Genomic DNA, 8287 nt, shown 5'->3' on the forward strand with positions numbered 1-8287 from the left:
CAGGACCCATGGGCGCAGTGACACCTGACACCGGCGGGTCGGCAGCGACCGGCCCCCTGGCGGCCGGAGCGGGCAGGACCGGAGCGGGCACAGCCGGAGCAACCGTGGCCGGAGCAGGCACGACCCCTGCCCGCCGCCTGACGTCCGGGCTGGTGCTCGCGGGGGTCTCCGCCGCGGCGTTCAGCCTCTCCGGGGTGTTCGCCAGCGGGCTGCTCGACACCGGCTGGAGCCCCGGCGCCATGGTCCTGGCGCGTGTGGCGATCGCGGCCCTCGTGGTGCTGCCGCTCGGCATCGTCTCGCTGCGGGGCGACTGGGGACCTGTGCGGCGCAACCTGGGGCTCATCGCGGTCTACGGCGCGGTGTCCGTCGCGGGCTGCCAGTTCGCGTACTTCTCCGCCGTCCAGTACATGCCCGTCGGGCCCGCCCTGCTGATCGAGTACACGGCACCGGCCGCGGTGGTGCTCTGGTTCTGGCTGCGGCACGGCCAGCGCCCGACGGTCGCCACCGTGCTCGGCACGCTCCTGGCCGCCGTCGGGCTGGTGCTCGTGCTGGACCTGACCACCGGTGCGGGTGCCGGGGCCACCGATCCGGCCGGCGTGGCCTGGGCCCTGGTGGCGATGCTCGGCGTCTCGACGTACTTCGTCATCAACGCGAACGCGGAGACCGGCCTGCCGCCGCTCGCGCTGGCCGCCGGTGGCCTGACGACGGCGACCCTCGCCCTCGGCCTGCTCGGCGCCACCGGCCTGATGCCGCTGGACTACAGCACGGCGGCGCCCGTCTACGCGGGCACGGCCGTGCCGTGGTGGCTGCCCGTGATCGGCCTCGGCATCGTGACGGCGGCGCTCGCCTACGTGGCCGGCATCGCGGCGGGCCGCCTGCTCGGCCCGCGGCTGTCCTCCTTCGTGGGGCTGTTCGAGGTGGTCGCCGCGATCGGCTTCGCCTGGCTGCTGCTGGGCGAGCTGCCCCGGCCGGTCCAGCTCGTCGGCGGCGTGCTGATCCTCGCGGGGGTGGTGGCGGTCCAGGCGGGCGAGAAGCGCACGCGCGGCGACCGGCCCGCCGGCTGACCGCCGACCTCACCCACCCCCGCACCCGCCTGCAAGAATGGGCGGACCATGACGGCGCCCTCCTCGACCACCGCGACCACCTTCTCCTCGACCAGCCAGCCGGGTACCCCGAAGCCCGCCGGCACCCTGATCCCGTACCTGCCCGCACCCACGGGCAAGGACCCGGACCCGGACGTCCTGTTCGAGAGCTTTGGCGAGTGGGCCGCCGCAGGCGGGCGCGCGCTCTACCCGCACCAGGAGGAGGCGCTCCTGGAGGTCATGACGGGCTCCCACGTGATCCTCGCGACGCCCACGGGGTCCGGGAAGTCGATGGTGGCCATGGGTGCCCAGTTCGCCGCGCTCGCGGCGCACCGGTCGGGCCGGGGCGGCCGCACGTACTACACCGCGCCGCTGAAGGCGCTGGTCAGCGAGAAGTTCTTCGACCTGGTGGCCGCGTTCGGCTCGAAGAACGTGGGCATGATGACGGGCGACTCCGCCGTCAACCCGGACGCCCCGATCATCTGCTGCACCGCGGAGATCCTGGCGAACCTCGCGCTGCGCCGGGGCAACGGTGACGGCGGACGGGGCGCGGACGCCGACGAGGACGCCGTCGCGCAGGTCGTCATGGACGAGTTCCACTACTACGGCGACCCGCAGCGCGGCTGGGCGTGGCAGGTGCCGCTGCTGGAGCTCAAGGACACCCAGTTCATCCTGATGAGCGCCACGCTCGGTGACACGACCCGCCTGCGGGAGGACCTCGAGGAGCGCACCGGCCGGCCGGTGGCCGAGGTAGCGGGCGCCGAGCGCCCGGTCCCGCTCACGTTCTCCTACGTGGTCGAGCCGCTCACCGAGGTGATCCAGGAGCTGGTGACCACGCACCGCGCCCCGGTCTACGTGGTCCACTTCACGCAGAAGGACGCCGTCGACCGCGCGCAGTCGCTGCTGTCGATGAACGTGGCGAGCAAGTCGGAGAAGGAGGCCATCGTCGCGGAGATGGGCGCCTTCCGCTTCGGCACCGGGTTCGGCAAGATCCTGAGCAAGTTCCTGCGGCACGGCGTGGGCGTGCACCACGCCGGGATGCTGCCCAAGTACCGCCGGCTCGTGGAGCGCCTGACGCAGAAGGGCCTGCTCAAGGTCGTGTGCGGCACCGACACGCTCGGCGTCGGCATCAACGTGCCGATCCGCACGGTCCTGCTGACCAGCCTCGTCAAGTTCGACGGCGAGCGCATGCGCCACCTGAGCGCCCGTGAGTTCCACCAGATCGCCGGGCGGGCGGGCCGCGCCGGGTACGACACGGTGGGCGAGGTGCTGGTCATGGCGCCCGAGCACGTCATCGAGAACCGCAAGATGCTGGCCAAGGCCGGTGACGACCCGAAGAAGCTCAAGAAGGTGGTCCGCAAGAAGGCGCCGTCGGGCTCCGTGAACTGGACGGACGCCACGTTCGAACGTCTGCGGGACGCCGACCCCGAGCCGCTGGTGTCCCAGTTCCGCGTGAACCACGCGATGGTGCTCAACGTGCTGGCGCGCGCGTCGGCGGGCACCACCGACCCCGTCGACGCCATGCGCCACCTGCTGACCGCGAACCACGACACGGAGACGCAGCAGGCCGAGCACGTACGCCAGGCGTTCCGGATCTACCGTTCGCTGCGGGTCGCGGGCGTGGTCGAGAAGGTCCGCGTGCCCGACGCCGCCGGCACCCTGCGCCCGTCGGCCCGCCTCATGGTCGACCTGCCGCGTGACTTCGCGCTGAACCAGCCGCTGTCGCCGTTCGCCCTGGCGGCCATGGACCTGCTCGACGTCGAGAGCCCGACCCACGCGCTCGACGTCGTCTCCGTGATCGAGGCGACCCTGGACGATCCCCGCCAGGTGCTCATGGGCCAGCAGAACAAGGCCCGCGGCGAGGCCGTGGCCGCGATGAAGGCCGAGGGCATCGAGTACGAGGAGCGGATGGAGCTGCTGGAGGAGGTCACGTGGCCCAAGCCGCTGGCCGACCTGCTGGAGCCCGCGTTCCAGGCCTACCGCCGCACCAACCCGTGGGTGGCCGACCACGAGCTCTCCCCCAAGTCGGTGGTGCGCGACATGGTCGAGAAGGCCATGACGTTCGCCGAGACGGTGAGCGTGTACGGGCTGGAGCGCACCGAGGGGGTGGTGCTGCGGTATCTCGCGGACGCCTACCGGGCCGTGCGCCAGGTGGTGCCCGAGGAGCACCGCACCGAGGAGGTGCAGGAGATCGTCGAGTGGCTCGGCGAGCTCGTGCGCGGCGTCGACTCGTCGTTGCTCGACGAGTGGGAGCGCTTGGCCAACCCCGTGGACGATGATGCCGACCTCGTGACCGACGGTGAGCTGGCCGACGCCGGCGCCGAGGCACCCGCCCGGCCCGTCACCGGCAACCCGCGCGCGTTCCGCCGGCTGGTGCGCAACGCGATGTTCCGCCGCGTCGAGCTCGCCGCCCGCGAGTCCTACCCGGCGCTGGCGGCGCTGGGCGGCGGATGGGACGCCGACGCCTGGGCGGACGCCCTGGACCCGCTGTTCGAGGAGCAGGGCGACGACGCGATCGGGATCGGCCCCCAGGCTCGCTCGGCCGCCCTGCTGACCATCCTGGAGCCGGGCGCGGAGCTGCCGGGCGCCGCCACGCAGGACGGCGGCCGCGTGGAACCCGGCACCTGGTGGGTACGACAGGTGCTCGACGACGCCGACGCGCACCGCGACTGGGCGATCACCGCGCAGGTCGACCTGGCGGCGAGCGACGAGGCCGGTGAGGTCGTGCTGACGGTTCTGGACGTGGGTCAGATCTAAGTTTGCCGATCATTTACCTTTTTCCGGGATTGGCGTAAACTCCTTTTATTAGAGTTCCGGTCAGCAGTGCCACCGGCACTGCCTGGACACAGGAGTGCCAATGACGACGCACCTGCGAACGCTCGGCCACCTCACCCTCGGCTTCCTCGCCTCGCTCGCCCTCGTCGCCACCGCGACACCGGCCACCGCAGCGGCCCTGCCCGCCGCACCCCTGCCCACCGTGCCGCTGTCCACCGCGGCCCTCTCCACCACACCGTTGCCCGCCGACGGTCCCGGCGTCGGGACGCCCTGGGTCGTCACGCTCGGCGACTCGTACATCTCCGGGGAGGCCGGCCGCTGGGCCGGCGCCTCCAACAGCGACTACCGCCGCGCCGACGCCCTGGGCCCCACCGCCTACTTCGACAACCCCGGCGGCACCGGCGAGCTCATCCCCCGCTGCCACCGTGCGTCCTCCGCCGAGGCCTACATCGGCGGAGGGACCAACGGCCTCAACCTCGCCTGCAGCGGGGCGACGACCGCCACCTCGGCCGGCTCCCCCTTCAAGCCCGGCATCGACTTCTACTCCAGCGGCGGGAACAAGGGTCAGGCCCTCCTGCTGCAGGAGGCCGCCGACACCCGGAACGTCCGCATGGTCGTGGTCTCGATCGGCGGCAACGACTTCGAGTTCGCGAGCGTCGTCCAGACCTGCGTGGTCAACTTCCTCACCTCGCCGTCCTGGTGGAAGAACTACTGCCACGACGACAGCTCGGTCGCGGCCAACTTCACCGCCGCGAACGTCGCCGCCGTCCGCGCCCGGGTCACCACGGCGCTGCGGAACGTCGCGACCGCCATGAGCAACGCCGGCTACCGCACCGACCAGTGGACCCTCGTGGTCCAGACCTACCCGTCGCCCGTGCCGGACGGGTCCCGGTTCCGGTACGCCGAGTCCGGGTACACCCGCCAGTCCGTCGGCGGCTGCGGCCTCTGGAACCGGGACGCCGACTGGGCCAACTCCACGGCGCTGCCCACCATCAACGGGGCGCTGCTGGGCGCGGCCTCCGACGTCGGGCTGCCGAACGTCCGCACCCTCGACATGACGCACGCGTTCGACGGCCGACGGCTGTGCGAGAGCGGCGTCGGGCTGTACGAGGAGGTGGGCCTGCCCGACTGGCGGTCGGCGGGCGCCGTCGACCGGACCGAGTGGGTCAACCAGATCCGGACGGTCACCACGATCGGCGACTCGCCGTACTACGTCCAGGAGTCGCTGCACCCGAGCTACTGGGGACAGCTCGCCATGCGCAACTGCCTGCGGCAGGTCTGGAACGGCGGAGCCCCGCGCAGCGGGAGCTGCACGGTCGGCAACCTCGGGACGGCCCGGCTCACGGCGTCGGGCGAGCCGGCGATGGTCCTGGGGCCGCTCGACCAGGGGTGAGCCGACGGCGGCCGGGTGTCAGGCGAGCAGGCCCACCAGCCCGCGCGTCAGGGTGGCCAGGCCACCCACGTAGGCGAGCACCACCAGCACCTTGCGGGTGGCACTCGCCGACACCCGGCCCGCCAGCAGCTCCCCCGCCCAGACCCCGCCGGCCAGGGCGGCGCCCACCACCAGCCACTCCCACCAGTCGAGCGGCGGCAGCACGACGTCGGCCACGGTCACCTTCGCGACGATCGCCGCCACCGCGTTGGTCATGAAGAAGGGCTGGGCGGTCGCGGCGAACGCCCGGGGATCCCACCGGTCGAGCACCGAGTAGACCGCCAGGGGCGGGCCGCCGATACCGGCGGCCACGCTGCCTAACCCGCTCGCGACACCGGTCAGCAGCAGCGGCCAGCGGGCGCGCTCCGCGAACGGCCGGCGAGCGCCCCGCAGCCGGTTGGTGACCAGGGCGAGCGTCATCGCCACGACGATGACCAGCCCGACCACCAGCTCCAGCGCGGCCGAGCTCGCGTCGCGCATCAGGTACGCGGCGGGCACGCTGGTGGTGACCGACGTCGCGACCAGCCACCCGTAACGGCGCCAGTCGATGTGGGGGAGCATGCGCCAGAGCACCACGAGCGCCATCACCGCGCCGACGACGTTGACGAACAGGACGCCCTCCCGCGCCCCGAGGAGCAGGACGATGAACGGGCCGGCGACGAGCCCGAACCCCATCCCGGCGACGCGTTGCAGGGAGCCCCCGACGAGGATGGCGAGGACGAGGAGTACGAGCACGCCCCCCACGCTAACGGCGTAGATTCCGACCGGGTTGGCCGGGTTTCACCCGCCCGGCGGGTCCGCACCACGAAATTGCTGCGCCCCTGGCCCGCCCGCACGGCACAATCGCGTCGTGGCCAAGAACTCGAAGTCCGCCCGCGCCAGCCACGGGACGCCAGCCGTGGTGGCCCTGGAGAAGTCCGGGCTGCCGCACACGCTGCACCCGTACGAGCACGACCCCGCCAGCGACCTTGGCTTCGGCCTGGAGGCGGCCCGCGCCATCGGGGTCGATCCGCCCCAGGTGTTCAAGACGCTGCTCGCCGACGTCGACGGCAAGCTCGTGGTGGGCATCGTGCCGGTGGACCGCAAGCTGGACCTCAAGGCCCTGGCCCGCGCGGCGGGCGGCAAGAAGGCGGCGATGGCCGAGCCCGCGGCGGCCGAGCGCGCCACCGGCTACGTGGTGGGCGGCATCTCGCCGCTGGGACAGAAGACGCGGCACACGACGGTGCTGGACGAGTCGGCGCAGGCGTACGACGTGGTCTACGTGTCCGGGGGCCGACGCGGGCTCGACGTCGGCCTCGCCCCGGCCGACCTGCTGACCCTCACGGGCGGGACGACGGCGCCGATCGCCCGCGACTGAGAGCGCGGGCGGGCGCCGACGGCGCAGGGCCCGACAGCGCTGCGCCCGACAGCGCTGCGCCCGACAGCGCTGCGCCCGACAGCGCTGCGCCCGACGGCGCTGCGCCCGACAGCGCTGCGCCCGACGGCGGCCGTGCCCGACGGCGCCGGCGGCGCTGGGCCGAGCGCCGCCGGCGACGGGGCTCAGGCCGCCGCGCCCTGCTTCCGGTACGTCGGCAGCAGTGCGTCGCTGGAGACGATCTGCTTGCCGAGCGGCATCAGCGACACCGGGATGAGCTTGAGGTTGGCCCAGGCCATCGGGATGCCGATGATCGAGATGACCAGCGGGATCGCGGTGACGACGTGGCCCAGGGCCAGCCACCAGCCCGCGACGATCACCCAGATCACGTTGCCGATGAGCGCGAACGCGCCGGAGCGGGGGTGCTCCACCACCTCACGCCCGAACGGCCACAGGGCGTACCCCGCGATGCGGAAGGACGCGATGCCGAACGGGATGGTGACGATGAGCAGGCAGCAGATGATCCCCGCGAGCATGTAGCCGACCCACAGCCCGAACCCCGCGAAGATGACCCAGATGATGTTCAGCAGCGTCTTCATGGTTGCATCCTTCCGCAGACCGGGAGGCTCGCGGTACCAGGAACCCCCCTGAACCGACCCTGAACCTCCCGCGGCGGACACGCCACCCGGGGTACCGACGGGCCGAAATAGACTCGCCCCGTGCCCGAGCAGCTGCAGTCCCCCTCCTCCGTCGTCGGCCGTCTCGCCGTCGTCCGCGAACGGATCGCCGCCGCCGCGCGCGCCGCCGGGCGGGAGCCCGGCGAGGTGCGGCTGCTGGTCGCGACCAAGACGCAGCCGGCGGAGGCCGTGCTGGAGGTGCTGACGGCGGGCGTGGACCTGATCGGCGAGAACCGCGTGCAGGAGCTCGTCGCGAAGGCGCCGGCGGTCGCGGACCGGGTCGCGGACGGCACGCTTCAGGTCCACATGATCGGTCACCTGCAGCGCAACAAGATCAACCAGGTGCTGGCCACCGCCACGGGCCTGGAGACGCTCGACTCGCTCGACCTCGCCCGGGCGATCTCGGACCGGTGCGTGCGCGACGGCCGCACGCTCGACGTGATGGTGCAGGTCAACGTCACGGGTGAGGCGAGCAAGTCCGGCGTCGGGCCCGAGGACGCCGTCGCGCTCGCCACCGCCGTCGCCGCCCTGCCGGGCCTGCGGCTGACGGGCTTCATGACCATCGGCGCGCCCCTGGAGGGTGCGACCGAGCAGACGGTCCGGGCCGGATTCGCCCGGCTGCGCGCCATCCGTGACGAGGTCGTGGCGTCGGCCGCCCCGGGCACCTCGGCCGCGCAGGAGCTCTCGATGGGCATGACGAACGACCTGGAGCTGGCCGTGGCGGAGGGTGCAACCGTGGTGCGTGTGGGCACGGCGGTCTTCGGCCCCCGCCCGCCCCTCTGACCGCGGCCCCGGCGGTCAGGGTCGGCAGCCCCGCTCGAGGTCGGCAGCTCCACTCGAGGTCGGCAGTTTGCTTCGAGGTCGGCACAGGCCTGTGCCGACCTCGAAGCAAACATCCGACCACCCCCCCCGGCGGGGGGCATTATTCAGGATACCAAAGACCCCGGGGGTTGTGTTCGTACAGGCG

The 8287-nt window shown here is 72.8% G+C and carries 8 protein-coding genes; 5 read left to right on the forward strand and 3 right to left on the reverse strand.

The annotated features are described in order from the left end of the window. Positions 1 to 8: 8 nt before the first annotated feature. From ACIG47_RS13655 to ACIG47_RS13665, 3 genes are all read left to right on the forward strand, one after another. Positions 9 to 1064 carry an EamA family transporter gene (locus ACIG47_RS13655; RefSeq protein WP_397431377.1) on the forward strand — a complete coding sequence of 352 codons (1056 nt, stop codon included), beginning with the start codon at positions 9 to 11 and terminating at the stop codon, positions 1062 to 1064. 48 nt (positions 1065 to 1112) lie between these two features. After that, a complete protein-coding gene (locus tag ACIG47_RS13660; RefSeq protein WP_397431378.1) occupies positions 1113 to 3839 on the forward strand; it encodes a DEAD/DEAH box helicase in 2727 nt (908 codons plus the stop codon). A gap of 100 nt (positions 3840 to 3939) precedes the next feature. Continuing rightward, positions 3940 to 5250 carry a hypothetical protein gene (locus ACIG47_RS13665; RefSeq protein WP_397431380.1) on the forward strand — a complete coding sequence of 437 codons (1311 nt, stop codon included), beginning with the start codon at positions 3940 to 3942 and terminating at the stop codon, positions 5248 to 5250. A gap of 18 nt (positions 5251 to 5268) precedes the next feature. Here the strand turns inward: ACIG47_RS13665 and ACIG47_RS13670 are convergent, their stop codons facing one another. Beyond that, on the reverse strand, positions 5269 to 6024 hold the full coding sequence (locus ACIG47_RS13670; protein ID WP_397431382.1) for a sulfite exporter TauE/SafE family protein: 756 nt from the start codon (positions 6022 to 6024) through the stop codon (positions 5269 to 5271). 115 nt (positions 6025 to 6139) lie between these two features. On the opposite strand from ACIG47_RS13670, the gene ybaK reads away from it, so the two are divergent. After that, on the forward strand, positions 6140 to 6646 hold the full coding sequence (gene ybaK / locus ACIG47_RS13675; RefSeq protein WP_397411637.1) for a Cys-tRNA(Pro) deacylase: 507 nt from the start codon (positions 6140 to 6142) through the stop codon (positions 6644 to 6646). On the opposite strand, the gene ACIG47_RS13680 is transcribed toward ybaK, so the two are convergent. Together ACIG47_RS13680 and ACIG47_RS13685 are read right to left on the reverse strand one after the other, a co-directional pair. Further along, positions 6609 to 6758 (reverse strand): hypothetical protein, encoded by a 150-nt coding sequence (locus tag ACIG47_RS13680; protein ID WP_397431398.1) that lies wholly within the window; start codon positions 6756 to 6758, stop codon positions 6609 to 6611. The genes ybaK and ACIG47_RS13680 overlap by 38 nt on opposite strands. Positions 6759 to 6828: 70 nt before the next feature. Further along, positions 6829 to 7242: a YccF domain-containing protein gene (locus tag ACIG47_RS13685; protein WP_397411639.1), complete on the reverse strand. Its 414-nt coding sequence runs from the start codon at positions 7240 to 7242 to the stop codon at positions 6829 to 6831. 120 nt (positions 7243 to 7362) lie between these two features. Here ACIG47_RS13685 and ACIG47_RS13690 point away from each other — a divergent pair, with 120 nt between their 5' ends. Beyond that, positions 7363 to 8103: a YggS family pyridoxal phosphate-dependent enzyme gene (locus tag ACIG47_RS13690; protein WP_397431384.1), complete on the forward strand. Its 741-nt coding sequence runs from the start codon at positions 7363 to 7365 to the stop codon at positions 8101 to 8103. Positions 8104 to 8287: the final 184 nt, after the last annotated feature.

The organism is Promicromonospora sp. NPDC052451 (assembly GCF_044547525.1).
In the GTDB taxonomy this organism is placed as follows: domain Bacteria; phylum Actinomycetota; class Actinomycetes; order Actinomycetales; family Cellulomonadaceae; genus Promicromonospora.